This is a genomic window from Bordetella sp. 15P40C-2, from assembly GCF_009763235.1.
Lineage (GTDB): Bacteria > Pseudomonadota > Gammaproteobacteria > Burkholderiales > Burkholderiaceae_B > Bordetella_A.
In genome coordinates this window covers 44,950-70,739 of the sequence record NZ_WSJA01000025.1, presented here as the reverse complement: position 1 = coordinate 70,739, position 25,790 = coordinate 44,950, and the positions used below count along the sequence as shown (strand labels likewise).

Below are 25,790 nucleotides of genomic sequence, written 5' to 3'. Positions count from 1 at the left end.
GGAGACAAGGAGCAGCCCATGAAGCGACATTTTGCGAAGGTGCTTTTTAGCATCGCCACCGTGGCGGCTGCCCTGGGCACCGCCCAGGCCGCCGACGAGAAACCCATCCGTGTCGGGGTCGCGCTATCGCAATCCGGCAACCTGGCCGATAGCGCCAAACATTATTACCAAGGGGTCGAGCTGTGGCGTGACGAGGTCAACGCGAGTGGCGGCCTGTTGGGGCGCAAGGTGGAACTGGTGGTTTACGACGACCGCAGTGACCCTGCGACGGCTGCCCGTCTTTACGAGAAACTGATCAGCGACGACAACGTTGACTTGTTGTTCGGGCCGTGGGGTTCTGCTTCGGCAGCGACGGCAGCGGCGGTTGCCAATAAGCACAAGCGGGTGTTTCTGAACTCGGGCGGTGCATCGGAGCAGATCCAGGAGCGTGGGTTCAAGTATGTGTTCCAGACGGCCGCGCCGATTAGCGCCTATGTAGCAAGCATTGGCCCGCTGGCAGACCAGCATGGTTTGAAGAGCATCGCTTTCTTCGGCCGTGATTATGCGGCGGCACGCGATATGGCCAAGGGGATCAAGAAAATCGCCGAGGATCGCAAACTGGACTTAAAGACCTCGGAGTTCTTCCCCGCGGGCACCACCGATTTCTCCTCCATGATCGCGCAGGCGCGCCAGATGCAGCCGGACATCTGGGTCTCTGTCGGTTATCCGAACGAAGCCATCGAGATGGTGCGTCAGATGAAAGCGTCTAACTATCTGCCCAAAGTGTTCATCCACAACGGCGCATCGATCGAGGACTTTTTAAAGAGCGCGGGCAAGGACGCGGAGTATGTGTTTGCCATGTCCTTGTATGAGCCGTCGCTCAAGACGAAAGGCAACCCGGAGTTCGTCAAGGCGTATACGGACCGCTACAAGACGGAGCCCGGCTACTACTCGGCGTTTTCCTACGCTGGCGCGACGGTATTAGAGGAGGCAGTCAAAAAGGCCGGTTCGGTCGATCAGGACAAGCTGCGCGACACATTGACCACGCTTGAACTGGATACCGTGATGGGCCATCACAAGGTGGATCCCAACACCGGCAAACAGATCGGTGTGACGGGATTGCTCGCACAAGTGCGCGATGGCAAGCGCGAGATCGTGATGCCGTTGGATGTGAAGACCACCGACGCCGTGATCCCCATGCCGGCCTGGAACAAGCGCTAAGTCGCGCGAGGAGAACGCCATGCAACAGCAATCGGACGACGCGCGCTTTCTGGAGCTGCGGTCGGTGACTACCGGCTACGGTGACGTGCCCGTTGTGCGCAATGCCAACATGGCGTTCGCCCGTGGCGCGATCACGGCGGTGATCGGCTCTAATGGGGCGGGGAAATCCACGGCCATCAAGGCGGCCGCGGGCTTGTTGCCTATCTGGAAAGGGCAGGTGAAGGTCAATGGGGTGGACGTGACACACGAGGCTCCACACAAGCGTTTGGCGCGCGGCGTGGCCTTTGTCCCGCAAGGCCGCATTGTGCTGCCGGAGATGACGGTACGCGAGAATCTCGATGTGGGCGCCTATATATTGGGAAATGACCGCGCCCGTTTCGATGCCGCCCTCGCACGCATGGTCCGCATCTTTCCGGTGATAGGCAAGCGCATGAATCAACTGGCCGGCACCATGAGCGGTGGCGAGCAGCAAATGCTGGCGATCGCGCGTGCATTGATGACCGATCCCACTGCCATCATTTTGGACGAGCCCTCGCTCGGTTTGTCGCCAAAGTTGGTGGATCAGGTATTCGAGAAACTGACCATGCTGGCCGCCGAGGGGCTGACCGTCATCATGGTCGAACAAAAGGCGTCGCGCGCCTTGGCGATCGCCCATAGTGGTTATGTGATGCACACGGGGCAAGTGGTGTATTCGGGGCCGGCGCAAGAACTGCTCGACAATCCTAACGTGCAGCGCTTGTTCCTGGGTGAGGTCCCCGAAGAGATCGACCGCCTGCTCGCGACCCTGGAGAACGAGGAGCCCGCCCATGCCTGAGCTGCGCTTGCGGCGCACACTGTTGATGACGCCAGGCAATCGCCCCGATCGTTTGGCCAAAGCGCCAAGCTATGGCGCCGACGCGGTGGTGTTCGATCTGGAAGACAGCGTGCCTGCGGATCGTAAAGCGCAGGCGCGCGATGACGTCGCCTCGGCCCTTAGAGAGTTACCGCGCGGGCACACGGAGCGCTGCGTGCGCATCAATGGTTTGGACACGCCAGAATCCCGCCTCGATCTGCAGGCATTGCCGCTGGCGCAGGTGGATTCCATTATGGTGCCCAAGGTGGAATCAGCCGACGCGCTGCGCGCATTGGACGCACAGTTGCGAGAGCTGGAGGCCAAGCAAGGCCAGCAGGCAGCCATCGAACTGATCGTCATGCTCGAGACGCCACGCGGTATTTTGCAGGCTTTGCCCATCGCGGATGCCTGCGCGCGCAGCACAGCATTATTCTTTGGCTCCGGCGACTACACCTCTGCGTTGGGGGCCGCCGTCGATGACCTTGTCCTGCACTATCCGCGCTCGGTGGTCACGGCCGCGGCGGCCGCGGCCGGGCTGGCGGCGATTGATGCAGCCTACTTTCAGGACGTAAAAAATGCCGAGGCCACGCGTCGCGATGCGGAAACCGCGCGACGCATGGGATTCGATGGCAAAGTGGTCTTCCATCCAAGCCAGGTCGAGCCGGTGAATGCCGTATTCACGCCAACGGAAGATGAACTCGAACGTGCCCGACGCATTGTCGGCGCATACGAAGCCGGCTTACGCCAAGGGCACGGCACGGGGGTGATCGACGGTGTTTTCGTGGCCGTGGATCTGGTTCTCCCCGCCCAGCGCCTGATAGCGCGTGCCGCGGCCATCGCGGCGCGTTAGCGCGCGACCTTATCACTGTCTTGCTACGGAGCCAGTACATGACTCGTTCTCTCCCTGCTCGCTTGCATCGATCCGAATTGGCCGTGCCCGCGAGTCGTCCCGCTTTCTTCGCCAAAGCGGCCGCCAGCGCGGCGGATGTGGTGTTCTTGGACCTGGAAGACGCCGTCGCCCCTCAGATGAAGGATCAGGCGCGCGCCGAGGCGATTACCGCGCTTAACCAGATAGATTGGGGAGCCAAGACTCTCGCGGTGCGCGTGAACGGATTGGACACCCCATGGGCATTGCAGGACATCGTCGATGTGGTGCGCCAAGCCCCTCGGCTGGATCTGGTGTTGTTACCCAAGGCCGGATCGGCCTTTGATGTGCAGTTCGTGGAACAGATCCTGAACCTGATCGAACGCGAGACGGGTCGAACCAAGCGTGCGGGTATCGAGGTGCTGATCGAAACCGCGCGCGGCGTGGCCAATGTCGAAGAGATCGCGGCCAGCTCGGACCGGCTGGAGGCGATGATTTTTGGCGTAGGCGATTACACCGTCGAGATGCGTACGTTTGATCCCGTCTTCGGCACACCGAGTCCGCGATACGCGGTGCTGACTCATGGAGAGGGCACGGTGCGTGAGCGTCATTGGAATGATCAATGGCATTTTGCCATGGCCCGCATTGCCAACGCTTGCCGCGCGAACGGCTTGCGCCCGATCGATGGGCCATTCACGGATTATGGCGATGCGGACGGCTATAGAGCATGCGCCCAGCGCGCCGCGGCCCTGGGTTTCGAAGGCAAGTGGGCCATTCATCCGACTCAGATCTCGTTGGCCAACGAGGTGTTCTCGCCCACGCCCGAACAGTTGTCATGGGCATTGCGTATCCGCGAGATGATCGATGCCTCGAATCGTCAGGGCAACGGGGCGGTCGGCGACGGTGGCGTGCTGGTGGATATGGCGCATCTAAAGCAAGCGAATGCCATCGCGGATCGGCAGGCGTTGATCGAGCAACAATCGCAAGGAGCCGCATAATGCGCGCCGCCGATCCCGTACCTGCCATTGCCGAAGCCGATGCGACGGGCGAACTGGCCGATCTGTACGAAGACATTCGCCAGACTCTGAATGTGCCTTTCGTGAATCTGGTATGGCGTCATCTGGCCACGATTCCGGGCGTATTGCCCTGGACGTGGGCCGCGGTCAAACCCCTGTATGCGATGCTTGCATTCGACCGGGCGGCAGATGCCCTCGCACGGGTGCCTGCATTGGATACTTTGATTGAGCCATGCTTGCCCGAGGCGCTGACGTTGATTAATTTGGGGGAAAGTGAGCGTCAGGCCATCACGGCCATGCTGGCCGATTACGGGCATGCTAACGCGCGCGCGCTGCTAGCGTTGCTGGCTGCCGGCGCGCGGCTGGATGGCGGTGATATCGATGACGCCGCCTATGCCGCTGAAACGGCTGGGTCGGAAGCGGGCGCGGCTGGGGAAACCACGCCAGCAACCGCAAGGACCCCCGGCGCAGCGCTGCCACTGCCGGGCCTGGATACCTTGTCGCCAGCCACGTTGAAAGTCATCGACGTGCTCAACAGCTACGGGCAGATTGCCGATACCGCGATTGTGGCAAGTCTGTATCGGCATCTCGCGCACTGGCCGGGGTTTCTCGCGCTGGCTTGTACGGTGCTAGCCCGACCGCAGCGTGACGGCGTGCTGGCGGCCGAAGTGCGAAGCACCTTGGAGCAAGCGCGCTCGATTGCCGCTCGTTTGCCCCGGTTTGGCGAAGCGCCAGACCGCTTGGCGGCCGAGGCACGCGAGGCCGCGGCCGCTTCGCTAAACGCGTTCACCGGCCAAGCCATCAGCCGTATGGTGGTGATGGGCGCGGCGATGCAGCGTTTGCTATAGCTCTTAGCGACGGACACGCGCGTTCAAGAGGGAATTCGCGCGACCACCTTGATCTCGAAATCAAAGCCCGCCAGCCAGTTCACCCCCACCGCTGTCCAGTTGGGGTAGGGCGCGGCGGGAAAGATCTCGTCCTTTACCTTCAATACCGTTTCGAACTGATGCTCCGGGTCGGTGTGATACGTCGTCAGATCGACGATATCGGCCAATGTGCACTCCGCCGCCGCGAGCGTGGCCTGCAAATTATCAAATGCGAGTCGGATTTGGGCCTCCAGGTCCGGCTCGGGCTCGCCGTCGGCGCGCGAGCCTACCTGACCCGAGACGAACAACAAATCACCAGAACGAGTCGCGGCCGAGTATCTGTATTTCTCATAGAGCGCTTGGCGTCGAGCGGGGAAGATGGGGGAATTTGTAGACATTGAAAGGCTCCTGGATTTGCGCATGTGCACAATTTCACATACGCTATGTATGTCAATTTAGTTGAGATACACTGCGTATGTCAAATTCAAATACGCAGCGTATGCGAAATCATGGCTACGAATAAGCGCTTAGAGAAAATGGCTGAAACCCGGGCCAAGCTGATCGCCGCTGCAAGGCACGCGTTCGCCCAAAACGGGTTCGCAGCGACCTCCATGGACGAGCTAACGGCCGAGGTCGGCTTGACGCGCGGCGCGCTCTATCACAACTTTGTCGATAAAAAGGGTCTGCTGGCGGCCGTGGTCGCGCAGGTCGACAGCGAGATGGCGGCGCGAGCGCAGATGGCGGTGGCAAAGCTCAAGCTGGGAAGCGCTTGGGACAAGTTAGTCGCCGAAGGCGTCTGCTATATGGAACTGGCGCTCGATCCGGAGATACAGCGGATTGTGTTGCTGGACGGGCCAGCGTTTCTGGGAGACCCCAGTCAATGGCCAAGTCAGAACAGCTGTCTTCAAGCCACGGTGGCAACGCTCGTTGACTTGAGAGAGCAGGGCGTGATCAAGGACGTGGATGTCGAAGCGGCCGCGCGGCTGATGAACGGCGCCGCCTTGAACGCGGCATTGTGGGTCGCGGCCAGCGACGACCCGGCAGCTGTACTGCCCAAGGCAATTACGGCGTTCAAACATTTGATGAGCGGGTTTCTTCGCGAGAAGGACACCGCCTGATGCGAATCGCGCGTTGCGGCTTTCATCCCACAACGCGCGCCTGCCGATAGGCTTCCCGAAGGAAAGAGCGCGCGAGCCCGGCGACCCGCGCTGCGATCCTTAGTTGGTCTCGGAGATAAACCAGACTTTCTTCGCATACTCGTCGACTTCCCAGTGACCTTTAAAGCCTTCGGGCATGACGAACGCGTCACCGACATTCAGATTGTGCACGGTGCCATCGGGATCGACGATGCGGCAGGATCCTTCGAGGATGTAGCCGAACTCGATATAGCCCGTGGTGTCCGAGCGGAACTTGCCGGCAGTGCTTTCCCAGATGCCGGAGGAGGCGCGCCCCTGGTTGCCTTCGAAAGCGGTCACGGTGCGATGAACCGTGTCGCCTTCCATGGGGCGACGAGGCTTGCCCACCGTAGGGTTGACCATGGCGCCGGTGCTAATGCGTACGAGTTTGGGTTGCTTGTCAGTCACTTGGTATGTCAACTAAGGGAGTCAATAAAGGGTGATGTTGCCGTGGCAACGATCTGTGGAATCAGAGGTAGTAAACCGCCACCGGACATTAAATGAAAGTGCTGATGGGGCGCGCCGCTCGATCCGGGCGCCAATTCTCAGCGTGGTCATTATCCCAGGGTATTAGAGCTTTCACCTAGTTACGAGGGTTAGCCATTACGGGCGCGCGAGGTTGCTGCCCTCGGTGCCGAGTTCTTGCACGAGCGTGGACACCAGCTCGGCGGCCGGCATTTCGCGCGCCAATGGTGCGCCTTGGCCCGCCCATTCCGCAGCGAACTCCATATTCTTTAGCCGACTGGCGGCCGCGTGGAGTTGTTTGGCGGCGTCGTAAGCGTACGGGTATGCCGAGGGGGGCGGGCTACCCGCGGATTCCCCATGTTCGATCAGCCGGTTCACCATCCCTCTGGCGGGTCGTCCCGAAATGGTGGCGGTTAAACGCGTATGGGCAGCACGCGGACTCTTGAGGTGCGCGCGATAGCTGGCGCTGGCGGCAGATTCGGGACATAAGATGAACGCCGTCCCCAGTTGCGCCGCTGCGGCGCCTGCGCTCAGCGCTGCCCGGATACTGTGGCCGTCCATGATGCCACCCGCAGCGATCACGGGCAGACGGGTGTGACCGACAAGAAGGCGTACCAGCACCAAGGTGCTCAGCCGTTCATCGGTGGCCTTGGGATCGAACATGCCACGGTGACCGCCGGCTTCGATGCCTTGCGCCACGATGGCATCCACACCGCGTTCTTCGATGATCGTTGCCTCTTGCAGATTAGTGGCGCTCGCCATCGTATAAATGCCGGCACGCCGCAGCGCCTCGACGCGCTCGGCAGCCGGCACGCCGAAATGAAAGCTCACGACGGCGGGTCGTTGTTCCAGCAACATGTCGAATACGGCATCATCCTGCAAAAAGCTTTTATAGATCTCATGAAGCTCCCCGGGCGGCGTGCTATTGAACTCCGTAAAGAGCGGCTCCAGATGCCGTAGCCACGCCGCGTCGCGCTCTGCGTCATAGGCCGCAGGTTGATGGCAAAACACATTGACGTTGAACGGGCCCGCCGTCAGCGCGCGGGTGGCTTCTATGCTTTTGCGCGCTTGCTCGGCCGTGTTCGCCCCGATTCCCAGCGAGCCTAGGCCGCCCGCGTTCGTGACGGCGGCGGCAAGCTCCGGCGTTGACGTCCCCGCCATGGGCGCCTGGATAATCGGATACCGGATGCCAAGAGTCTGTACGAAGGTCTGCGACGTGGACATGCTCGTTCCTTGCGAAGACGCGGCGCGCGGAAACCTTTGCGGGGCTGCGCTTGCGTTACCGCCCACCATGTCCGGCGCCGCGATCAAGCTGCGTGGCAGGCGGGGTAGATTCAGCCTTTGACCTTCAGCATGATCTTGCCGATATGCTTGCTGCTTTCCATCAGCGCATGCGCCGCGGCCGCATCCTTCAGATCGAAAACCTCGTGGATCAAGGGCAGGCACTGGCCTTTTTCCATCAAGGGGATGACCTGCGACACGAGCGCCTGCGCAATCTTGCCCTTGTCCTCGTCCGAGCGCGGACGCAGGGTCGATCCCGTAAAAGACAGGCGCTTGATCATGATGGGCAAGGCATCGATCTGCGACTTGCTGCCTTCCAGGAAAGCGATTTGCACCAAGCGGCCGTTGACCGCCAGGCTGCGCAGATTCTTGTTGATATAGTCGCCGCCCACCATATCGAGTATGACGTCGACGCCCTGGCGCTTGGTCGCCTCGCTGACGATCTGCTCGAAATCCTGCTCGCGATACAAAATCGTGTGGTCGGCGCCAGCTTGCTTGCAGGCCTGGGCCTTGTCGGTGTTACCCACGGTCGTCCACACGGTCGAGCCGAAGGCGTGCGCGAGCTGGATCGCGGTCAGACCAATGCCGCTCGATCCGCCGTGCACGAGAAAACGCTCGCCCGGTTTCAGGGCGGCGCGCTCGAACACATTGGTCCAGACGGTGAAATAGTTCTCGGGAATGGCCGCGGCTTGCAGCAGGTCCAGACCCTTGGGAATCGGCAGGCAATGGCGTTCATCGGCCAGGCAGTACTGCGCGTAGCCGCCACCGGGCGTCAGGGCGCATACGGTGTCACCCACCTTGCGGTCCTGCACTTCGGGACCGACGGCGATGATGTGTCCGGAAACCTCCAGCCCCAGATAGGGCGACGCGCCCGGAGGAGGCGGATAGGAGCCCGCGCGTTGCAATACATCCGGGCGGTTTACGCCGGCGTAAGCGACTTCGATCAACACCTGACGGCCTTGTGGGCTTTCCATGGGACGGGTCGCAATTTTCATGCAATCGGGCGAGCCGCCCTGGCCGTGGTCAATAAACGTGCAGTTCAGCGTCATGGCGCAATCCTTTGTTATCCAGCAGAAATATCAACGGCCGCGGCTATCGTGCCCGACCGAATCAATGAGAACCCGATGATGCGACATTAGCACCCGGTTTGTCATGCGTGGCGTATTTCTCGATCAGGGTCGCGCTGGCGCGGTTCAGGCCGGTGACCTCGACGGCAATCCCATTGCGGCGGAATTTATGAATGATGCGGTCCAGCGCCTCGATCGCGGTGATGTCCCAGAAATGCGCGTGCGACAGATCCAGCAGAACGGACGAGATGGCTTCCTTGAAGTCGAATTCCGATACCAGTGCCTCGGACGAGGCAAAAAAGACCTGGCCGCGCACCACGTAGTGACGCTGACCCGTCGCGGTGTCCAGCGTCGAGGATACGGCCAGTACGCGGCGGGCTTTCTCGGTGAAGAAGATCGCGCTCAGCAATACCCCGATGCCCACGCCTATGGCGAGGTTGCCAGTGGCCACCACCGCGGCGACCGTGGCCAGCATGACGGTCGAGGAGCTTTTCGGATTGGTTTTCAAGCGCGCCATTGAGCGCCAGTCGAACGTGCTGATCGACACCATGACCATCACGGCGACCAGCGCCGCCATCGGGATCTGACGCACCCACGGTGCGAGAAAGACCACCAGAATCAGCAACAGTACGCCAGCAACGAACGTAGACAGCCGCCCGCGTCCGCCAGACTTCAGGTTGATCACGGTCTGGCCGATCATGGCGCAACCCGGCATGCCGCCCAGCAGCCCAGCCACGATATTGGCGCAGCCCTGGCCGCGGCATTCGCGGTTCTTATTGCTAGGGGTGTCGGTGTAGTCGTCGACGATGCTTGCCGTCATCAGCGATTCAAGCAGACCGACCAGCGCGATACTCACGGAATACGGAAAAATGATGCTCAGCGTTTCCCACGAGAATGGCACCGCGGGCAGCGCGAAGAAGGGGAGTTCATCGGGGAACGCGCCCATATCGCCCACGTTGGGCAGATCCCATTGCATGCCCATCGTGATGGCCGTCAGCACGACGATACAGACGAGCGGCGACGGTACGGCGCGGGTAAACCTCGGCAGGATATAGATAATCGCCAAGCCACCCGCCACCATCGCATACACCGCCGGCTGCGCATCGACCAGGTGAGGCAACTGGGCCAGAAAGATCAATATCGCCAGCGCATTGACAAAGCCCGTGATCACCGAGCGCGAGACGAACCGCATCAGCGAACCCAGCTTGAGATAGCCCGCGCCGATCTGCAGCAACCCGGCCAGGATGCCGGCGGCCAGCACATATTCCACGCCGTGATTCTTGACGAGCGAACCAATCAGAAGCGCCACGGCGCCAGTAGCCGCGGAGATCATCCCCGGCCGTCCGCCCGCAATCGCGGCGACGACCGCGATGCTGAAGGCCGCGTACAAGCCGACTTTCGGTTCAACCCCGGCAATGATGGAAAACGCCAGCGCCTCGGGGATAAGCGCGAGCGCGACTACGATACCCGCGAGGATATCGCCGCGAATATTGGAAAACCATTCTTCGCGTAAAGAGCGTGTGAGCATGAAACGGCCTAATGATTAGTGTGGAAACAGGCCAGCGCAGCACACAAGCAGGCACCCATTGAGGCAGTCGAAAGATTGTCTTAATGTCGCGGGGAGTCGGCGCGGGCCTGGAAACAGAAGCGTTTTAAAGCGCGCGCCATTTTAGTAGACCAGGGAAAAGGCGTCCAACGCGTGGCTGGGGCGGGATGCCGCCCCAGCTCGGAATCGGGCGCCGGCCAACCCTTACATCCGCGCGCTCAAGGTCAGCATAAAGTTGCGCGGATCGCCGTAGTAGTTACTAATGCCGGTCGCATCGACCTGGCGGTAGTACTTCTTGTCGAACACATTGTTGACGTTCAGCTGCAGGCGCAAGTTTTCGTTGAAGTCATAGCTGGCCATCAGGTTATAGATCGCGTGACCGCCTTGACGCGCCTCGATGCCACGGCTCGAGGCATAGGTGCTGCTCTGCGCTTGCACGCCGCCACCAATCGTCAGCCCGCGCCACTCGCCGGGCAGGCGATAGGTGGTGAACAAGCGGAACAATTGACGCGGATCCAGCGTGCGGATAGGTTGCCCGACATTCGCGTCTGACGCATCACGGATATATTTGGTCTGCGTATTCGTGTAGCCCGCCATGATGTGCCAGTTCGGCGTGATCTCGCCGGTCAGCTCCAGTTCCCAGCCTTGGCTGCGCGTCTTGCCACCAGCGACCTTGCAATAGCCGTTGGGATAATTGGGCAGGCAAGGAAAGGGGCCGCTCGAATCGTCCATCGCGCGGCCCGTGTTATTGATGCGAAATACCGAGGCGCTGAAATTCAAGCGGCCTTGAAAGAATTCGCCCTTTAAACCGGCCTCGTAGTCTTCGCCCCGGATCGGGTCCAGCAGCGCACCGCTTGCGCTATAGGCGTTTTGCGGAACGAAGATCTTGCTGTAGCTGCTGTAGAGGCTCCACGTGTCGTTCAAGTCGTAGATCAGGCCAACATAAGGCGTGATTTCGTTATCGACGCTGTAGTTGCTGGCCGAGTTGCCCGGCACCTTGTAATCCCACCACGTTGCGCGTCCGCCCAGCAGGAAAGTCAGAGGATCGGCCAGCGAGAATCGGCCGATGGCGTAGGCGGCCTGTTGCTTCGTGATGTTGTTGGTCGCCTCGTAGTAGGTGCCCGCGCTGTTATTCGATGGCTCCGGATAGGTCGTATAGGGATCCCAGTTCCGGATGTCGATATTCCGGACGACATCGACGTTGTAGTAGCCGCTGGAGCCCGTCGTGCGGTTGTAGTTGCTCTCCAGGCCCACGGTCAGGTAGTGCTCCCGTCCAAATGCACTGAATGGTCCATCGGCCACCAGGGCGAACGCATTTTGATCGCTCGCGGAGTCCGGATAGATGGAGGTCGATACGTCGAACAGATACGGGTTTGTGCGGCTCGAGCGCGAGATATAGCTTTGTTTAAAACCGCCGTCCATGTAGCGAAAGCGCGTGTTCGCCGCACTGGCCTTGACCTTCCATTCGTTATCGAAACGGTGTTCGAGTTCCAGCATGGCTTGCTGGTTGTAGCGGTTCCAATGATTCCAGTCCGTGCCCAGATACGTGTCGCGGGAGAAATGCAGCGAGCCGCCATCAAAGTCGCGTGGCAGCCCGCCCCAAGCACCAGTGGCCTTCAATTCTGTGTGCTGAAAACTTGCCGTCAAAGTGGTGTTGTCGGTGACATCCGCCTCAAGCACGCCATAGAAAACGCGCCGTTTTTCCTCGCGCGCTTCTTGGAAAAAGTCCTTGTTGTCCATCACCGCGACCAAGCGTCCGCGCACGGTGCCCGCCTCATTCAACGGGCTCGAGATATCGGCCTCGGCGCGGTAACGATCCCAAGAACCGGTGGTGAGTCTGGCGCTGGCCTGGAAATCCGCCGTCGGACGTTTTCGCACAAGATTCACCGTGGCCGACGGATTGCCCGCGCCGCGCAGAATACCCGCCGCGCCGCGCAGGATTTCGACTCGATCCAACACGGCCGTATCGGGCTGAATAAAAGTCGAGCCCGCTTGATAGACGTTCAGGCCATCGATCTGCAAAGAATCGATCTGAAAGCCGCGCGAATAGTAATTGACCCGTTCGCTATCGGTATATCCAACCGTCACCCCCGGCGTGTTCTGCATGACGTCGGTCAAGTCGGGCATCTCGCGGTCGTCAATGAATTGACGCGAGATGATGGTGACCGGCTGCGGGGTTTCGCGCACGGACATGTCGCCCTTGAACACCGAGGTGCCGCGCCCGCCATAGGTGCCGGAGTTCTCCGTGCGCGTCATGCCGCTGGCCGTCACGGTCACCGGCGCCAGCGTCACGCTGGAAGCGGTGGACGCGACCGGTTTCGCTTCAAGGACATAAGCGCCGTTGGCGCTGCGTCTAGCCTGCCAGTTCGAAGTTGCGAGCACCTGACGCAGGCCCGCGTCGACCGAGTATGACCCTTGCACGCCGGGCGAAGTCTCGCCTTTCAGCGCGTCGGCATTGAAGGTCAAGGCGATGCCCGCCTGCGCGGCAAACTGTTGCAGCGCAGGCAGCAGCGGGCCGGCCGCGATGTTGTACGTGCGTGCCGCCGCGCTTACGGCAGGCGGCGAGGTCTGTGCGGCAACGGGTAAAGCGCTGAACATCAACGCCGCTTGCAGCGCGAGCACCAACCGGTTACGCGCCAGGACGCGCGGCGAGGAAAACGAAGCAAAGGGCAACGATGGCGGGGTCTGTGTCGACATAGTGGTCAGAGAGTCGTAGCAACAAAGTGACTAATTCCTGTATGCCGAACGACAACGGAAAAACCGGAAACAAGAATCGTTTCTAAATGTAATCTCAGCCGGGACAACTGGCCGAGCCTGGCGCCCGCATGTCCGCCATGCGCGCCAGTCATGCCTCTCGCGGTTCGATCCACGTGAAGAACCGCGTCGCGTGCCGAATCCGAACCGGATAGATGTTCTCCAAGGCAGCGAGCGCGAGATCGGTGTTGCCTAAAGGGAAAACCCCCGACACCGGCAGATGCGCCAAGCTGCCGTCCAAAAATAAATAGCCGCGGTGATACGCGCGAAACCGTTCGACAAGGTGCGAGAGCGGCATATTGGTCGCGATCAACGAACCGTTGCGCCAAGAAGCGAATTCGCCCATTGCGAGGGTTTCGTCCGCCGCCCGCGCCTCGCTGTCGAAGCCGCCGGCGGCAAACGATACCCGCTGACCGGCGTTCAGGATCAGCGGCGTTGCCGACGGATTGCGTGGCGTAATGCGCACGGCGTCTTCATTGACCCAGACCTTGCTGTGCGCGTCCGTGACACGCACCATGAACTCGGTGCCGAGCGCCTCCACGTCGCCGTGCCGCGTGCGGACGATAAAGGGACGCGCGCGGGCCATCGTATCGGTGTGAGTCTTGGCATACAGCCTGCCGGCGCGCAGCACGATGCGCCTGACGGTAGGGCTGTACTCGACATCGGCGGCGCTGCGCGTGTCCAGGATCGCGACGGTGCCATCCGGCAGGGGCAGGGGGGTGATCTCGCCGACGGCGTTACGGTAGTCGGCCGTCCAGTGGGCGCGATTGGCATCCTTGGCAAACCAGCTGCCGATCGCAACCGCAGCCACCCCGGTTATCGCGCCGCCCATCAGTCTCCTGCGCGCGCGGTCCACCCCTTGCAAAGCTGGTACCGCGATCTGGGCCGGCACCGCGCCGAATTGCTGCTGCACCGCTTCGACTTTGGCCCACGCATTGCGATTGACCGCGTCACGCGCAAGCCATTGGCGCCAAGCCGTCCGCGTCGCCTCGTCTGCCTGGGGCGCCTGCAGCAGCGCGAACCATCGGGCGGCTTCTTGGATCGCCGTGCGTTGAGGGCAGGGAGGCGTAGCGGACACGGGTGGGCTTACTCCATCAACAGGCAGCAACGTTCCATCGCCTGGGCGAGGTAGTTGCCCACCGTGCGCTCCGAGACTTGCAAGCGTTGCGCGATGATGGGGTAGGTGGCGCCTTCCACCACCGACAGTAGAAAGGCCGCTTTGACCTTCGCGCCTAAGCCGTTGAGCAGACGATCTAGCTGTATCAACCGCTCCTGAATCAATGCCTGCGATTCCACCGAGGGATGGTGTTCCACGGGAAGGGCCTGCAATGCCTCCAGATAGGCCTGCTCCAATGCCCGCCGTCGCCACAAGTCGACCACCAGCCCACGCGCCACGGTCGTCAAATAGCCGCGCGGTTCGCGCAGCCCGGCGGCCAGCCGCGACTGCATGAGACGCACAAAAGTGTCCTGCGCCAAGTCAGCCGCGTCATGCTGATTGCCCAGCTTGCGGCGTAACCAACCCGTCAACCAGGCGTGATGCGCTTGGTAGAGCGAGCCGACGCAGTCCGACTCGGCCGAAGTGGGTCGCATGGGAGCGGTGGACGCGGGCATGAAAGGGTCGAAACAAATGTTAATGAGAATAACTATGATTACCGATTATAGGGGCAACTGGGATTTTGTTGTTTCGATTAAAGAGTCTGAGGACGTGGCGAAGCGGCCCCAGCTTTGCTCCGCCGAGTTTGCGGCGGCTCGGACGTAACCCTGTCACGCGATGGGGCATTTGCAAGCGCAAGCACCGCAGACTGGCACAATTACGGATATGCACTAGGCCACGGGCGCTTTTCTTCATGCGCTCGCGCTGCGCTAGCCCATTAATTCTGTTGGAAGAGTCCATGTCGTCAGCATTGTTTACGCCGTTCAAGCTCAAAGACGTTACGCTGCGTAATCGGGTGGCGGTCGCGCCCATGTGTCAGTATCGCGCCGAAGATGGCTTCACGAACTTGTGGCACGAGGTGCATTACCCGGCCTTGGCCCGCGGCGGCTCGGGGCTGGTGATCGTCGAGGCGACCGCGGTGTCGCCAGAGGGCCGGATCACCCCAGGATGCACCGGTTTGTGGAGCGACCAGCAGGCCGAGGGCATGGCTCGTATTGCCGCCAGCATAAAAGAGGCCGGCGCGGTACCTGGGATTCAGCTTGGACACGCGGGACGCAAGGCCAGCGCGAATCGTCCATGGGAGGGCGATGACCATATCCCGGCGGGCGAGCCGGGTAGCTGGCAACCGATCGCTCCGTCGGCAATTGCGTTTGGCGCCGGGTTGCCGCGCGTGCCGAGCGAGATGACGCTGGACGACATTGCACGGGTCAAGGCGGATTTTGTGGCGGCGGCGCGTAGAGCGCGCGATGCCGGTTTCGAATGGCTGGAGCTGCATTTCGCGCACGGCTATCTGGGTCAGAGCTTTTTCTCCGCGCATTCGAACCAGCGTACGGATCAATACGGCGGCAATGCCGAGGGGCGCAGCCGCTTTTTGCTGGAAACGCTGCAAGCCGTGCGCGAGGTTTGGCCGGAAAACCTGCCCTTGACCGCGCGGTTCGGCGTGATCGAGTTCGATGGCCGTGACGAAGAAACGTTGGCGGAATCGATTGTCTTAACCCGTGAAATGCGTCGTAGTGGCCTGGACCTGCTCAATGTGAGCATCGGTTTTACGATCCCCCAGGTGAATATTCCATGGAAGACGCCCGCCTTGCTCGGCCCCATCGCCGAACGCGTGCGCCGCGAGGCGGAGCTGCCGGTCGCCGCGGCCTGGGGCCTGGACGCGCCGCAGATCGCGGAAGGCTTGATTGCCAATCAGCAGACGGACCTGGTGATGATGGCGCGCGCGCATTTGGCCAATCCGCATTACACGTATCACTTGGCGCAGGTGTTGGACGTTCCCAAGGCCGATTGGATTTTGCCGGCGCCGTACGCGCATTGGCTGGAGCGTTATAAAGGCGCGGGCAAATCGAAGGCCTGATCGCCAGGAGAACGGCATGACCGCTGGAGAGCGTGACCGGCCGCGCCTGGGGCGCTGGGCGCGCAGACTGTACTGGGCGCTAGGCATGTTGATGCTGGCCCTGGCAGTCATTGGCGCGGTGCTGCCGGTCATGCCCACGACGATTTTTGTCATCCTCGCGGCCGCGTGTTTCGGCCGGGCCTCGCCCCGGTGGGAGGCATACCTGCTGCAGCATCCGCGGTTCGGCCCCTCGTTGGTCGCCTGGCGAGAAGAGGGGGCAATTTCGGCGCGTGGGAAGTGTTTTGCTTGCGCGGGTATCGCCGCCGGGCTGGCGATTTTCTGGTGGAGCGCCGATCCGCCATTGTGGCTGGGTGGCCTGGTGAGCGTCTTTATGGTGGGATGCGCGCTATGGATACTCACCCGGCCAAGACCCCGGGATACACGTCGGCCGCCTCGCGCGCCCCGCACTTGAAGCGTTTTCCTCTCCAGCGATAGAGGGGAATTCGGTTCCGGCCTCTGGCTAACGTCGGCTTGACTATTTCCCGTGAGGGCCAGCCTTCGGTTTCTCATTCAACATGCGCTCGACCGAACCCACACCCAGGCCGCCATAAAATGCAGAATTCGCACCAATGATCATTGAGGCACCGGCTCGGGTGGCCGTCGACCCAATTGGTCCCGCGAAAAATCCAGTCACCGCACCAATGCTGGCTGCAGTCGCCAGATCTTTCATGTTGGCCTCGTTACCAGATGCCATTCTTTCCGCCGCATATCCGATAGAGGCCTGAGCCGCACCAAAAGCTGCGCCGGGAGGTCCAAAACCGCCGTGTGCACGATGTAGGTAAAAATTGGGGACGTTCTGCATATAGCACTCTCGCTTATTCGGAAAAAAGAAATCGGCCGACGTTATCGGACAGCGTGACCGTCAGCGTGATGAACAGAGCAAGACTTATTGGATCGAGCTGTTTCTGAACCCCCCTCCTCAGCAGAATGTGAATCAGTTGAATGAGTCCATACGCTAGGACTGCAGTCACGACCGTTGCAATCGATCCCGCTCCTATTGCATTGATGCGCTCTTCCGTCAGTGTTATTTCCAGAAAGTGGAGATCTCCGGTCACAAAAGGAAGGCGTGACATTGCCATGAGATGGGTCGATCCTGTACGAAAGAATGAGTGTGCAAGGGGCAGCCGAGCCGCCTGAAAAACAATTGTCGAATTGATTCTATGGGTCGGGCGTGCGTCGACCGCCCATTCGCCTGAAGCGTCGCACTTAAATCAGACGGAGCGAAGGTCAATTTGTTTATGATGACCATTCATGTGGCGGGGCAGCGCACGCGCGGCCTTGCTGGCTCGCGCTATATTCCTTCTACCGTCTTCCGACTCAGGTTCCACAATGAAGTCTATCTCTCACCTCGATACGCCCGCTGCGCTCGTCGATGTCGCGCGCATGCAGCGCAATATTCAACGCATGCAGAACCGCATGAACGCGCTGGGCGTGCGCTTTCGCCCGCATGTCAAGACGGCAAAAAGCGTGGATGTGACCCGGGCGCAGATCGAGGCCGGTGCGCAGGGCATCACGGTATCCACGTTGAAAGAGGCCGAGCAGTTTTACGCGGCGGGTATTGGCGACATTCTGTATGCCGTGGGCATTGTGCCCACCAAACTGCCGCAGGTGTTAGCCCTGCGAGAGCGCGGCTGCGACCTGAAGATCATTACCGACAACGTGACGTCGGCAATCGCCATCGGCGATTTTGCGAAAGCGCATCACACCGAGTTCGAGGTCTGGATCGAAATCGATACCGATGGGCATCGCTCGGGCATCAAACCGGAAGACCCCGTGCTATTGGATGTGGCGCGCGTGCTCGAGGACGGTGGCTTGCGCGTGGGTGGGGTGATGACGCACGCGGGTTCGAGCTATGAGTTCGACCAGCATGATGCGCTGGTTGCCATTGCCGAGCAGGAGCGTGCGGGTGCCGTCCGCGCGGCAGAGCGGTTGCGCGCGGCGGGTTTTGATTGCCCGGTGGTCAGTGTCGGGTCGACGCCAACGGCGCTTTCGGCAGAGCACCTCGAGGGCGTGACCGAGGTGCGTGCCGGGGTGTATGTGTTCTTTGATCTTGTCATGCGAAATGTGGGCGTTTGCACGGCTGATGACATCGCCTTGAGCGTGCTGACCACCGTGATCGGCCATCAGGAAGAGAAAGGCTGGGCCATTGTGGATGCGGGTTGGATGGCGATGAGTCGCGATCGCGGTACGCAGAAGCAGAAACAGGACTTCGGTTACGGCCAGGTGTGCGCGGAAGACGGCACGCTGCTCGATGGCTACATCATGAGCGGCGCGAATCAGGAGCACGGAATCGTTTCGCGCCTGGGCGAGGCAGACGCGGATATTGCTCGGCGCTTTCCGGTCGGGACGCGGCTGCGCATTTTGCCAAATCATGCCTGTGCGACAGCGGCGCAGCATCCGGAGTATCAGGCCGTGCTAAAGGATAGCGAACTTCAGATATGGCCGCGCTTTTACGGCTGGTAGGGCGGTGCGCTATGCCGCTCGCACCGCGGCGAACCCCGTAATCTTCGCGTCAGGGGGGGTGCGCTACAATTAGTTGACCAATCATCTAATTGTATGCTTTCTTCTTCGCCCCAATCGGGTAGCCCGGACGCCGCGCCGTCCCCGGCGGCTGCCCCTCGTACGCCCCGTCTACCCCATGTTCCGTTGTGGTTGCTGGCGCTGTTCACGTTTAGTGGCACGCTGGCGATGCACATTTTTGTTCCTGCGTTGCCGATGGCGGGCCAAGACCTGCACGCCGGCAGTGCGGCGATGCAACTGACGGTCAGTCTATACATCCTCGGCCTGGCGGGAGGGCAGTTGATATACGGGCCCCTGTCGGATCGATTCGGACGCCGGCCCGTGTTGATGGTGGGCCTTGTCATCTATACCGTCGCCGGGCTGGCGGCTGCGCTGGCGCCCCAGGTCTATGCGCTCATTGCTGCCCGTTTGTTCCAGGCGCTCGGCGGATGCGCGGGCCTGGTACTGGGGCGCGCGATCGTACGCGATACGGCTACCAGTGCCGAAGCGGCCAAGCGGCTCGCGATGATGAGCCTGATGGTGACCATTGCGCCCGGGCTGGCCCCGATTGTGGGGGGCGCGTTGGCAGGCTGGCTAGGGTGGCGGGCGGTGCTGTTTAGCCTATGCCTGCTCGGAGCGGCGAACTTTATCCTGGCGTGGCGCATGTTGCCTGAGACGTGTGGCGGTTTAGCGCGCATTTCGATGGGAACGTTGTGGCGCCACTATCGTCAGCTGCTGACGACCAGGGCTTTCGTCGGATATGCCGTCGGCGGGGCATGCGCGACAACTTCGATGTATGCATTTGTGGCCACGGCGCCCTATATCTTCGTGGGCCAGTTGCAACGGCCGCCTGACGAAGTCGGTTTCTATCTGGCGGTGTTGGTGTCGGGCGTGTGGCTAGGCAGCATGGTGACCTCACGGCTGATCGGCAAAATGCAGATGCAGCGGCTCATGCAGGCAGGAAATTTGCTGAGCGCGGTGTCGGCGTTGATCTATTTGGGTGTGGTGGTGTCGGGATCTCTCGCGGTAGCCCCGATTGTGGCTTGCATGTTCTTTTTCACGCTGGGCTGCGGCATGGCAGGACCGATCGCGCTGACCTTGTCCGTGGGCGTGAACCCGCTCATTATTGGATCGGCATCGGGGCTTTATGGCGCTATCCAGATGGTGGTCGGTGCTCTATGCGCCGCATTGCCCGGGTTAGGGTCGTCACCGGCATTGGCTTCCGCGCTGGTCATGGCGGGCGCAGGTGTGCTGGGGCAGCTTATGTTTCGCATTGCATGCAGGCCGCGTGCGACCTGAGATAATGCCCCTGAGGGCGCGATGCGTGGCCCGGTTTGAATGCATACGCACGGAGCGTGCATAAGGAGTGTCGTGGCGATGGAATCTGCAAACCCCACTGAACGTCGATTGACCGATCTCGAGATCAAGCTCGCGATGGCCGAAGACATGCTCGATCAGTTGAATCAAACTGTGTTTCGTCAGCAGCAGTTGATCGAACGGTTGGGGCGCGAAATCGTCGCGCTGCGCGATCAGGTCCCCGATAGTGCGCAAGGTGCTTTCCGTAGCCTGCGCGACGAAATCCCACCGCACTACTAAGCGCGCATGCGTATCCTCTGGAGCTATCTGCGACCGCATGCCCGCCTCGGTGTACTGGCTTTGATGCTGGCGGCGGCCAGTCAGGTATTGGCCCTGATCGACCCCATCATTTTTGGGAAGATCATCGACGAATACGCGATAAACCGCGCGAGCAAAGCCGACGATGAACTTGTCACGGGGGTATTGCAGTTACTGGGATTAGCCATTCTGATCGCAGTACTGTCACGCCTAGCCAAAGCGCTGCAGGAATATGTGACCCGTCTGATGGTGCAGAAATTCGGCACGCAGCTGTTTAATGACGGCCTTCGTCAGGCGATGCGGCTGAAGTTCCAGGAATTTGAAGACCTGCGTAGCGGCGAGACGCTATCGCTCTTGCAAAAAGTGCGCGGTGATAGCGAACGATTCATCAATACCTTCATCAACACGGTATTCGCCGCCATCGTGGGCATCGGATTCCTGATCTGGTATGCGGTCACGCGCCACTGGTTGCTGGTGCCCGTGTTCCTGATTGGCGTACTGGTGCTGGGCGGATTAACGGGCCTGCTGAGTCGGGAAATCAAAGTCCAGCAGCGTTCTATCGTGCGCGAGACGAATCGCAGCTCGGGTTTTATCTCGGAGTCGCTGCGCAATATTGAATTGATAAAAAGCCTGGGCTTGACGTTCCCAGAGATACGCCGATTGCAAGCGCAGACAGTGCGTATCTTTGAGCTGGAGATGCAGAAGGTCAAGCGCATACGGCTGCTGTCTTTCTTGCAGGGCGTGACGCTCAGTATGCTCAAACTCGGCATTCTGTTTGCGCTGCTGTGGCTGATTTTTCATGATGTGCTGAGCACCGGGGAACTGATCGCCATGCAGTTCATCTCGGTCGCCATATTCGCGCCGCTGCAAGAGCTGGGAAACATCATTCTCGCGTATCGCGAGGCCGATGCGTCCTTGTCGAACTTCGATGCGTTGATGAAAAAGCCTATCGACCGGCGACCGGAGGGTGCCCAAGATTGTGGCCCGATCACGCATGTGCGGTTCGATGGTGTGACGTTTCGCCATCGGGGCGCGCAGGACAACGCCTTGGATGGGATCTCTTTTTCGGCGGCGCTAGGCGACACGGTGGCGTTTGTCGGGCCCTCTGGGTCGGGCAAATCCACGTTGGTAAAACTGCTGCTAGGCTTATATACGCCTGCTGCGGGCGAGGTCTTCTATAACGATATCTCGACCAAAAGGCTGCGATATAACCGTGCCCGTCGCCAGGTCGGACTGGTGACGCAAGAGCCGTATCTGTTCGCCGGTACGCTGCGCGACAATATCCGGCTGGCGCGCGCCGACGCCACGGACGCGGAGATTGTCCATGCCATGGAACAAGCCGCCTGTGCATATCTGCTGGCGAAGTCGCCTGACGGCTTGGACACCACGATAGGCGAGATGGGGTTGAAACTGTCCGGCGGCGAAAAGCAACGCTTGTCCATTGCTCGCGCGCTGATACGCGAACCTAGACTATTGATTTTCGATGAGGCCACCTCGGCCCTGGATTCGCTGACCGAGGAACAGATAACCGATACGGTGCGCGGCATCTCGGCGAGTCGGCACCAGATTACGATCCTGATCGCGCATCGGCTATCGACCATCATGCACGCCGACAAGATCTGCGTATTGGAAAAAGGCAGACTCGTGGAAGAGGGCACGCACACCGATTTGTTGACCCGTCGCGGGCTGTATTACGCCATGTGGCGGCAACAGATTGGCGAGCGACCGGTTACAGAGTCGAGCTTGCCGGATACGGTGCTCGATATGACCGAGGATAGCGCCCCATAGAAAGCGAAGGCCGCCCTGCGGGCGGCCGGATCGGTCGTCACTGTGCGCTCTCATGGTCGCACGCTAGGACAATGCTATTGGCGAGCGCCCGAGGCAGCCGGGGCGTTTTTCTGCGCCAGTTCGATCACGCGTTGGCGCAATTGTGGGTCCTGTTCGACCGCCTGGCCTATGCCGTTGAACTCGTCTACCGTGAGTCCGTCGGCTTGAACGGCCTTGACCATTTTCTCGTCGGCTTCACGATATACCTTTTCGCGCGCGGGCTCGTCCTTGGCGGCGTTGAGCTTGGGACGATACTCGTCCGCGACCACGGCGACCTTTTGCGAGGCTGAGGCAAACTTTTGCAGCTGCGCCTCGCTGGGTTTTATAGCGGGCTGCGTTTGGGCAGGCGGCTGCGCGGCGGGGGCCGTTTGCGCCATGGACACGGCGGGCGACAGGCTGGCGGCAACGATGGCGGCGGCTAGCAAAGCGTGGGTGGAACGGGGCATTAAGTCCTCCTTCAAAGATTGAAATTCCAGCCCCCTCATGGTGACAAGGATCGGTCGTGGGGATCAAGTTATCGGATGTTTGAGCATGTGACATCGCCCGGGGAGGGTCACGTTACGGGCCGTTTCTAACGGGATCAGAATCGCAACGTCCCGGCAATGTTCTAATGGCAGCGCAGTGATAATCATCCGGCGTACTTGTCATGACATCCATTCAGATCAACGAAGAATTACGGACTTATATCGAGCCGCTCACCCCCGACGAGCTGGAGGCGCTTGAGCGCAGTCTCTTGGACGAGGGCTGTCGCGATGCGCTGGTGTTGTGGGGCGATGTGTTGGTCGATGGTCATAACCGATATGCGATCTGCACCAAACATGGAATTCCGTTCAAGACTGTACAAAATCCGCGCTTTAAATCGATGGACGATGTGCGACTGTGGATGATCGAGAACCATTTGGGTCGTCGCAGCGTGTCTGACTTCCAGCGCGGCGTGTTGGCATTGCGCAAGAAGGAAATCCTCGAGCAGCGCGCACGCGAGGCGCAGGAGCAGGCGAACGCCCTGGCCGCGCAAGCAGAGGCTGAGTCATCCTTGCCACCAGCCAATATCGAACCCGTGACGATCCCCAATCGCCAGACACTCGCGCGTGCAGCGCGCTTGAGCAGTAATACCCTGGGCCAGATCGAAAGAATCCAAAAGGCAGCCGCGCCCGAGGTGGTGCGTGCCGTGCAATCGGGCGAGATTTCCATCAACGCGGCGGCGGCCGTGGCGGCCTTGCCGGTAGATCAGCAGGTCAGCGCCGCGGCCGAGGGACGCAAAGCGCTCAAAGAACTCGCTCGCCAGGCCCGCGAGGCCAAGCTGCGTGCAAAACCCACGCCAGAGGGCGAGCAAACGCCGGAGCCGCCGGTGGAAGAGATCGAGGACTATCCCGCCGAGGTCCTACGCCTGCGCGAGCTGGTCAAAGCCTTGACCCACGAGCGCGACGCCTTGAAGAAAAAGGTCATGCAGCTGACCGTGGCGTTGTCAGAAGCCCGTCGCGACTAACCCGCGCGACGAAACGTCAAGTTCACCCGGACAGCTCCCAAACTGGGGTGGGTCGCGTCTTTAAGGGGCGCCACACCGTGATAGCGCAGCCGATCCGCGCCGCCCCAGACGGCGACATCGCCGTGTTGTAACGCCACACGCTGCACCGCGTCGCTGCGTTTCATGCCGCCAAATAAAAATATGGCGGGAATGCCGAGAGAAACGGAGACGATGGGAAACTTGAAATCCCTTTCGTTTTTGTCCTGATGCAGACTCATGCGCGCCCCGGGCAAATACCGGTTGATCAGACACGCATCGGGCTGAAAATCAGGAAACCCGGCCGCTTGCGCGGCCCGTTGTGCGAGCGCCAAAAACGACGCGGGCAGGGCGGGCCACGGTTGCCCGGTCAAAGGGTCAAGGCGCGTGTAACGATAGCCGCGTTCGTCGGTTGTCCAGCCCAGTGTGCCGCAATTGGTCAGCGCCGCTGACATCCGATAGCCGCCCGGCGTCACCATATGTCGGGCAGGCGCTTGCCCCCAAACCCGCGCCAGTTCACGCAGTAGCCGTCCTTCTTCAGGCAGCGCGAAGCCGCGCAGCACGACCGCCTGAGGTGCCAAACGGACATTGGCTGGTGTCAGATCGTCTGGCGCGAACAGGTCCAGGTTCATGAGACAGTGTCGGCGCGGCGGGAGCTCACGCGTTCAGCAGGGTCACCGAGCAGCGCGCGCCGCGCTCAACCGCAACGCAGTGCGCTGATCGAACCGTCTTTTTCGACAATGACGTTCAGGCGCACAGGGTTATATTCCAGCGTCATGACCTGTCCCGGCTTCAGGACGCGCAGCTGACTAGCACCGGCCTTGGATTGCAATTCGCGGTCCAGAGACTGCGAATATGGTTTGCCGACCAGTTGCTGCACCGCTTGCGAGTCGCATTCGCCGCCTGCCGACGTACCGGTAAAGGACGCGCTACCGGCCGAGCTGGATGAGGTCGTATCGGAGGAGGCGTTCTGGGTTCCGGAGGACGCGCACGCGGTCAGGCCCGCGACGAGAAAGAGGGGAAGCAGTTTACGGATCATGGCAACTCCTACTTGCGTTGGGCTCTTAATGATAGACCAGCTTGGCGGCGTGCTTTCAACGTACACGGCGGGCGCGCACGGCTTGGGCCAGCTCGGTCAAGACGGGCTCGGTTTGCGGCCAGCTCAGGCAGGCGTCGGTGATCGACACGCCGTGACGCAAGGGAACGCCAGGCTTGAGGTCCTGGCGACCGGCTTCGAGGTGGCTTTCGATCATGACCCCCATGATGCGCCGTTCGCCATTGGCGAGCTGCGCGGCGATGTCGCGCGCCACATCGACCTGGCGTTCGTGCGACTTGTTGGAATTGGCGTGTGAACAGTCGATCATGACCTGTTCGCGCTGGCCGGCCGCCTGCAGCGCGGCGCAGGCCTCTTGCACGCTGGCGGCATCGTAATTGGGGCCTTTCTTGCCACCGCGCAGGATGACGTGGGTGTCGTCATTGCCGCGCGTCTCGAAGATTGCGGCCGTGCCCATCTTGGTCATGCCCATGAAGGCATGTTTGGCGCGGGCCGCGACAATCGCGTCGGCGGCGACTTGCATGCTGCCATCGGTGCCATTTTTAAAACCCAGCGGGCAGCTCAGGCCCGAGGCCAGCTGGCGATGGCTGGGGCTTTCCGTCGTGCGCGCGCCAATCGCGCCCCAGGCGACGAGGTCGGCGATGTATTGCGGGCTCAACAGATCTAGGAACTCGGTCGCGATCGGCAAGCCAAGCTCGCTGATTTCCAGCAAGAGCTGACGCGCGCGGCGCAGGCCTTCGTTGATGCGGAAACTGCCGTCTAAGCGCGGATCGTTGATGTATCCCTTCCAGCCCACGGTGGTGCGCGGCTTCTCGAAATACACCCGCATGACGATGAGCAGATCGTTCTTGAGCGCCTCGGCGGCGGTTTTCAGATGGCGCGCGTATTCCAGCGCCTGTTCATGGTCATGAATGGAGCAGGGACCCACCACGACGACCAGACGATCATCGCGGCCGTGCAGCACGTCGGCGATGCGCGCGCGGGCGTCCTCGACCAGCGCCAGCGTAGCGGGCGGAATAGGCAATTCGTCTTGCAGTAACGCGGGTGAAATCAGCGGGCGCACCGCGCCGATGCGCACGTCGTCGATGCGAGTGGTGTCCAGGGTGGAATCGGCGGAGACAACTTCGCGGTCGCGCGTCGTCGGTTCAATAGGGGTCATACGTTTCTCGATGTAGGGG

Annotated in this window: 27 protein-coding genes; 13 read left to right on the top strand and 14 right to left on the bottom strand. The window is 61.0% G+C overall.

Features of this window, described 5'->3' with window-relative positions:
• Positions 1 to 18 precede the first annotated feature (18 nt).
• Genes GOQ25_RS11140 through GOQ25_RS11120 form a run of 5 tightly spaced genes read left to right on the top strand, consistent with a single transcriptional unit; the run spans position 19 to position 4,761 of the window.
• Positions 19 to 1,200, top strand: coding sequence for an amino acid ABC transporter substrate-binding protein (locus GOQ25_RS11140; protein WP_160350536.1), 1,182 nt, complete (start codon positions 19 to 21; stop codon positions 1,198 to 1,200).
• Positions 1,201 to 1,219: 19 nt separating this feature from the next.
• The gene (locus GOQ25_RS11135) at positions 1,220 to 2,014 is read left to right on the top strand and encodes an ABC transporter ATP-binding protein (RefSeq protein ID WP_160350535.1); all 795 of its coding nucleotides are present in this window, start codon (positions 1,220 to 1,222) and stop codon (positions 2,012 to 2,014) included.
• Complete coding sequence (locus GOQ25_RS11130) at positions 2,007 to 2,882, top strand: CoA ester lyase (RefSeq protein WP_160350534.1); 876 nt, start codon at positions 2,007 to 2,009, stop codon at positions 2,880 to 2,882. Before GOQ25_RS11135 ends, GOQ25_RS11130 begins: the two co-directional genes overlap by 8 nt.
• 38 nt (positions 2,883 to 2,920) lie before the next feature.
• The gene (locus GOQ25_RS11125) at positions 2,921 to 3,895 is read left to right on the top strand and encodes a CoA ester lyase (RefSeq protein WP_160350533.1); all 975 of its coding nucleotides are present in this window, start codon (positions 2,921 to 2,923) and stop codon (positions 3,893 to 3,895) included.
• The gene (locus GOQ25_RS11120) at positions 3,895 to 4,761 is read left to right on the top strand and encodes a hypothetical protein (protein ID WP_160350532.1); all 867 of its coding nucleotides are present in this window, start codon (positions 3,895 to 3,897) and stop codon (positions 4,759 to 4,761) included. Before GOQ25_RS11125 ends, GOQ25_RS11120 begins: the two co-directional genes overlap by 1 nt.
• Positions 4,762 to 4,784: 23 nt before the next feature.
• On the opposite strand, the gene GOQ25_RS11115 is transcribed toward GOQ25_RS11120, so the two are convergent.
• Complete coding sequence (locus GOQ25_RS11115) at positions 4,785 to 5,177, bottom strand: RidA family protein (protein WP_160350531.1); 393 nt, start codon at positions 5,175 to 5,177, stop codon at positions 4,785 to 4,787.
• Positions 5,178 to 5,288: 111 nt separating this feature from the next.
• Between GOQ25_RS11115 and GOQ25_RS11110 the strand changes: the two genes are divergently transcribed.
• The gene (locus GOQ25_RS11110; RefSeq protein ID WP_160350530.1) at positions 5,289 to 5,897 is read left to right on the top strand and encodes a TetR/AcrR family transcriptional regulator; all 609 of its coding nucleotides are present in this window, start codon (positions 5,289 to 5,291) and stop codon (positions 5,895 to 5,897) included.
• Between the two features lie 99 nt (positions 5,898 to 5,996).
• Here the strand turns inward: GOQ25_RS11110 and GOQ25_RS11105 are convergent, their stop codons facing one another.
• The 7 genes from GOQ25_RS11105 to GOQ25_RS11075 all read right to left on the bottom strand — a co-directional run bounded on the left by GOQ25_RS11105 (position 5,997) and on the right by GOQ25_RS11075 (position 14,678).
• A complete protein-coding gene (locus GOQ25_RS11105; protein WP_160350824.1) occupies positions 5,997 to 6,317 on the bottom strand; it encodes a cupin domain-containing protein in 321 nt (106 codons plus the stop codon).
• Positions 6,318 to 6,557: 240 nt separating this feature from the next.
• Entirely contained in the window at positions 6,558 to 7,643 is a 1,086-nt protein-coding gene (locus GOQ25_RS11100) for a nitronate monooxygenase family protein (protein ID WP_160350529.1), read from the bottom strand.
• A 110-nt stretch (positions 7,644 to 7,753) separates the two neighbouring features.
• Positions 7,754 to 8,749 carry an NAD(P)H-quinone oxidoreductase gene (locus GOQ25_RS11095; protein WP_160350528.1) on the bottom strand — a complete coding sequence of 332 codons (996 nt, stop codon included), beginning with the start codon at positions 8,747 to 8,749 and terminating at the stop codon, positions 7,754 to 7,756.
• Between the two features lie 61 nt (positions 8,750 to 8,810).
• Positions 8,811 to 10,295 (bottom strand): SulP family inorganic anion transporter, encoded by a 1,485-nt coding sequence (locus GOQ25_RS11090; protein WP_160350527.1) that lies wholly within the window; start codon positions 10,293 to 10,295, stop codon positions 8,811 to 8,813.
• Between the two features lie 222 nt (positions 10,296 to 10,517).
• Positions 10,518 to 13,010 carry a TonB-dependent receptor gene (locus GOQ25_RS11085; RefSeq protein ID WP_236844552.1) on the bottom strand — a complete coding sequence of 831 codons (2,493 nt, stop codon included), beginning with the start codon at positions 13,008 to 13,010 and terminating at the stop codon, positions 10,518 to 10,520.
• Between the two features lie 148 nt (positions 13,011 to 13,158).
• Positions 13,159 to 14,145: a FecR domain-containing protein gene (locus tag GOQ25_RS11080; RefSeq protein WP_160350526.1), complete on the bottom strand. Its 987-nt coding sequence runs from the start codon at positions 14,143 to 14,145 to the stop codon at positions 13,159 to 13,161.
• 8 nt (positions 14,146 to 14,153) lie between these two features.
• Complete coding sequence (locus GOQ25_RS11075) at positions 14,154 to 14,678, bottom strand: sigma-70 family RNA polymerase sigma factor (protein WP_202109413.1); 525 nt, start codon at positions 14,676 to 14,678, stop codon at positions 14,154 to 14,156.
• 281 nt (positions 14,679 to 14,959) lie between these two features.
• On the opposite strand from GOQ25_RS11075, the gene GOQ25_RS11070 reads away from it, so the two are divergent.
• Both GOQ25_RS11070 and GOQ25_RS11065 read left to right on the top strand, forming a co-directional pair.
• A complete protein-coding gene (locus GOQ25_RS11070) occupies positions 14,960 to 16,078 on the top strand; it encodes an NADH:flavin oxidoreductase/NADH oxidase (protein WP_160350525.1) in 1,119 nt (372 codons plus the stop codon).
• 16 nt (positions 16,079 to 16,094) lie between these two features.
• Positions 16,095 to 16,529, top strand: coding sequence for a YbaN family protein (locus tag GOQ25_RS11065; protein ID WP_160350524.1), 435 nt, complete (start codon positions 16,095 to 16,097; stop codon positions 16,527 to 16,529).
• A gap of 63 nt (positions 16,530 to 16,592) precedes the next feature.
• Here GOQ25_RS11065 and GOQ25_RS11060 read toward each other — a convergent pair whose 3' ends face one another.
• Positions 16,593 to 16,919: a hypothetical protein gene (locus GOQ25_RS11060; protein WP_160350523.1), complete on the bottom strand. Its 327-nt coding sequence runs from the start codon at positions 16,917 to 16,919 to the stop codon at positions 16,593 to 16,595.
• 13 nt (positions 16,920 to 16,932) lie between these two features.
• Positions 16,933 to 17,196, bottom strand: coding sequence for a hypothetical protein (locus tag GOQ25_RS11055; RefSeq protein ID WP_160350522.1), 264 nt, complete (start codon positions 17,194 to 17,196; stop codon positions 16,933 to 16,935).
• Positions 17,197 to 17,446: 250 nt separating this feature from the next.
• Between GOQ25_RS11055 and GOQ25_RS11050 the strand changes: the two genes are divergently transcribed.
• The 4 genes from GOQ25_RS11050 to GOQ25_RS11035 all read left to right on the top strand — a co-directional run bounded on the left by GOQ25_RS11050 (position 17,447) and on the right by GOQ25_RS11035 (position 22,018).
• Positions 17,447 to 18,580, top strand: a complete 1,134-nt coding sequence (locus GOQ25_RS11050; protein ID WP_160350521.1) for a DSD1 family PLP-dependent enzyme — start codon at positions 17,447 to 17,449, stop codon at positions 18,578 to 18,580.
• Positions 18,581 to 18,673: 93 nt separating this feature from the next.
• Positions 18,674 to 19,915, top strand: a complete 1,242-nt coding sequence (locus GOQ25_RS11045; RefSeq protein ID WP_160350520.1) for a multidrug effflux MFS transporter — start codon at positions 18,674 to 18,676, stop codon at positions 19,913 to 19,915.
• Between the two features lie 78 nt (positions 19,916 to 19,993).
• Complete coding sequence (locus tag GOQ25_RS11040; RefSeq protein ID WP_160350519.1) at positions 19,994 to 20,212, top strand: SlyX family protein; 219 nt, start codon at positions 19,994 to 19,996, stop codon at positions 20,210 to 20,212.
• 6 nt (positions 20,213 to 20,218) lie between these two features.
• Complete coding sequence (locus GOQ25_RS11035) at positions 20,219 to 22,018, top strand: ABC transporter ATP-binding protein (RefSeq protein ID WP_160350518.1); 1,800 nt, start codon at positions 20,219 to 20,221, stop codon at positions 22,016 to 22,018.
• Between the two features lie 74 nt (positions 22,019 to 22,092).
• Here GOQ25_RS11035 and GOQ25_RS11030 read toward each other — a convergent pair whose 3' ends face one another.
• The gene (locus GOQ25_RS11030) at positions 22,093 to 22,503 is read right to left on the bottom strand and encodes a DUF4168 domain-containing protein (protein WP_160350517.1); all 411 of its coding nucleotides are present in this window, start codon (positions 22,501 to 22,503) and stop codon (positions 22,093 to 22,095) included.
• Between the two features lie 200 nt (positions 22,504 to 22,703).
• On the opposite strand from GOQ25_RS11030, the gene GOQ25_RS11025 reads away from it, so the two are divergent.
• The gene (locus GOQ25_RS11025) at positions 22,704 to 23,543 is read left to right on the top strand and encodes a hypothetical protein (RefSeq protein WP_160350516.1); all 840 of its coding nucleotides are present in this window, start codon (positions 22,704 to 22,706) and stop codon (positions 23,541 to 23,543) included.
• Here GOQ25_RS11025 and alkB read toward each other — a convergent pair.
• The 3 genes from alkB to GOQ25_RS11010 all read right to left on the bottom strand — a co-directional run bounded on the left by alkB (position 23,540) and on the right by GOQ25_RS11010 (position 25,771).
• Positions 23,540 to 24,190 (bottom strand): DNA oxidative demethylase AlkB, encoded by a 651-nt coding sequence (alkB, locus tag GOQ25_RS11020; protein WP_160350515.1) that lies wholly within the window; start codon positions 24,188 to 24,190, stop codon positions 23,540 to 23,542. The two genes, GOQ25_RS11025 and alkB, sit on opposite strands and share 4 nt — an antisense overlap.
• Before the next feature lie 65 nt (positions 24,191 to 24,255).
• Entirely contained in the window at positions 24,256 to 24,597 is a 342-nt protein-coding gene (locus GOQ25_RS11015; RefSeq protein ID WP_160350514.1) for an I78 family peptidase inhibitor, read from the bottom strand.
• A 55-nt stretch (positions 24,598 to 24,652) separates the two neighbouring features.
• A complete protein-coding gene (locus GOQ25_RS11010; protein WP_160350513.1) occupies positions 24,653 to 25,771 on the bottom strand; it encodes a 3-deoxy-7-phosphoheptulonate synthase in 1,119 nt (372 codons plus the stop codon).
• Positions 25,772 to 25,790: the final 19 nt, after the last annotated feature.

Coding starts and splice junctions, on each gene's coding strand:
- GOQ25_RS11140 (WP_160350536.1), top strand. CDS start 19: ATGAAGCGACATTTTGCGAAGGTGCTTTTTAGCATCGCCACCGTGGCG.
- GOQ25_RS11135 (WP_160350535.1), top strand. CDS start 1,220: ATGCAACAGCAATCGGACGACGCGCGCTTTCTGGAGCTGCGGTCGGTG.
- GOQ25_RS11130 (WP_160350534.1), top strand. CDS start 2,007: ATGCCTGAGCTGCGCTTGCGGCGCACACTGTTGATGACGCCAGGCAAT.
- GOQ25_RS11125 (WP_160350533.1), top strand. CDS start 2,921: ATGACTCGTTCTCTCCCTGCTCGCTTGCATCGATCCGAATTGGCCGTG.
- GOQ25_RS11120 (WP_160350532.1), top strand. CDS start 3,895: ATGCGCGCCGCCGATCCCGTACCTGCCATTGCCGAAGCCGATGCGACG.
- GOQ25_RS11115 (WP_160350531.1), bottom strand. CDS start 5,177: ATGTCTACAAATTCCCCCATCTTCCCCGCTCGACGCCAAGCGCTCTAT.
- GOQ25_RS11110 (WP_160350530.1), top strand. CDS start 5,289: ATGGCTACGAATAAGCGCTTAGAGAAAATGGCTGAAACCCGGGCCAAG.
- GOQ25_RS11105 (WP_160350824.1), bottom strand. CDS start 6,317: ATGGTCAACCCTACGGTGGGCAAGCCTCGTCGCCCCATGGAAGGCGAC.
- GOQ25_RS11100 (WP_160350529.1), bottom strand. CDS start 7,643: ATGTCCACGTCGCAGACCTTCGTACAGACTCTTGGCATCCGGTATCCG.
- GOQ25_RS11095 (WP_160350528.1), bottom strand. CDS start 8,749: ATGACGCTGAACTGCACGTTTATTGACCACGGCCAGGGCGGCTCGCCC.
- GOQ25_RS11090 (WP_160350527.1), bottom strand. CDS start 10,295: ATGCTCACACGCTCTTTACGCGAAGAATGGTTTTCCAATATTCGCGGC.
- GOQ25_RS11085 (WP_236844552.1), bottom strand. CDS start 13,010: ATGTCGACACAGACCCCGCCATCGTTGCCCTTTGCTTCGTTTTCCTCG.
- GOQ25_RS11075 (WP_202109413.1), bottom strand. CDS start 14,678: ATGCCCGCGTCCACCGCTCCCATGCGACCCACTTCGGCCGAGTCGGAC.
- GOQ25_RS11070 (WP_160350525.1), top strand. CDS start 14,960: ATGTCGTCAGCATTGTTTACGCCGTTCAAGCTCAAAGACGTTACGCTG.
- GOQ25_RS11065 (WP_160350524.1), top strand. CDS start 16,095: ATGACCGCTGGAGAGCGTGACCGGCCGCGCCTGGGGCGCTGGGCGCGC.
- GOQ25_RS11060 (WP_160350523.1), bottom strand. CDS start 16,919: ATGCAGAACGTCCCCAATTTTTACCTACATCGTGCACACGGCGGTTTT.
- GOQ25_RS11055 (WP_160350522.1), bottom strand. CDS start 17,196: ATGGCAATGTCACGCCTTCCTTTTGTGACCGGAGATCTCCACTTTCTG.
- GOQ25_RS11050 (WP_160350521.1), top strand. CDS start 17,447: ATGAAGTCTATCTCTCACCTCGATACGCCCGCTGCGCTCGTCGATGTC.
- GOQ25_RS11045 (WP_160350520.1), top strand. CDS start 18,674: ATGCTTTCTTCTTCGCCCCAATCGGGTAGCCCGGACGCCGCGCCGTCC.
- GOQ25_RS11040 (WP_160350519.1), top strand. CDS start 19,994: ATGGAATCTGCAAACCCCACTGAACGTCGATTGACCGATCTCGAGATC.
- GOQ25_RS11035 (WP_160350518.1), top strand. CDS start 20,219: ATGCGTATCCTCTGGAGCTATCTGCGACCGCATGCCCGCCTCGGTGTA.
- GOQ25_RS11030 (WP_160350517.1), bottom strand. CDS start 22,503: ATGCCCCGTTCCACCCACGCTTTGCTAGCCGCCGCCATCGTTGCCGCC.
- GOQ25_RS11025 (WP_160350516.1), top strand. CDS start 22,704: ATGACATCCATTCAGATCAACGAAGAATTACGGACTTATATCGAGCCG.
- alkB (WP_160350515.1), bottom strand. CDS start 24,190: ATGAACCTGGACCTGTTCGCGCCAGACGATCTGACACCAGCCAATGTC.
- GOQ25_RS11015 (WP_160350514.1), bottom strand. CDS start 24,597: ATGATCCGTAAACTGCTTCCCCTCTTTCTCGTCGCGGGCCTGACCGCG.
- GOQ25_RS11010 (WP_160350513.1), bottom strand. CDS start 25,771: ATGACCCCTATTGAACCGACGACGCGCGACCGCGAAGTTGTCTCCGCC.